Annotated in this window: 1 pseudogene; it reads left to right on the top strand. The window is 64.5% G+C overall.

Features of this window, described 5'->3' with window-relative positions:
- A pseudogene (locus CVH10_RS17515) lies at positions 1-451 on the top strand (DNA cytosine methyltransferase); the annotation flags it as partial.

The raw sequence follows: 451 nt of genomic DNA, 5'->3' as shown, positions 1-451 counted from the left end.
CAACCCACTCGCTCGAAGCGTTGCTATGGGAGCAGGTACGAACGGGTGACTATTGGGAGCGGCACGAGATCGCCAAGCGCGACCGGGTGCTTGATCCACGCTTCCGCGCCCGCGGCATGGCGCTGTTGGAGAAGCCGGCGGACAAGCCGTGGCTGACCGTGCGGGACGCGATCGGAGACCTTCCTGATCCGGAGCTTCAGCCGGAACTCGCGGCTGCCTGCCTCAACCATCGATTCCAAGGTGGCGCCCGCAGCTATGTGGGCCACACTGGCAGTCCGCTTGATAAACCAGCCAAGACGCTCAAGGCGGGCGTCCACGGTGTCCCGGGGGGCGAGAACATGCTGCGTCGCGCCGATGGAAGCGTGCGCTATTTCAGCGTCCGAGAGAGCGCCCGGCTACAGACCTTCCCTGACAAGTACCGCTTTCATGGCTCATGGACCGAGTCCATGCG

The sequence above is a fragment of the Halomonas sp. ND22Bw genome (assembly GCF_003011945.1).
GTDB classification, from domain to species: domain Bacteria; phylum Pseudomonadota; class Gammaproteobacteria; order Pseudomonadales; family Halomonadaceae; genus Halomonas; species Halomonas halophila.
The sequence above is the reverse complement of the archived record's forward strand: the minus strand, read 5'-3'. Positions and strand labels throughout refer to the sequence as shown.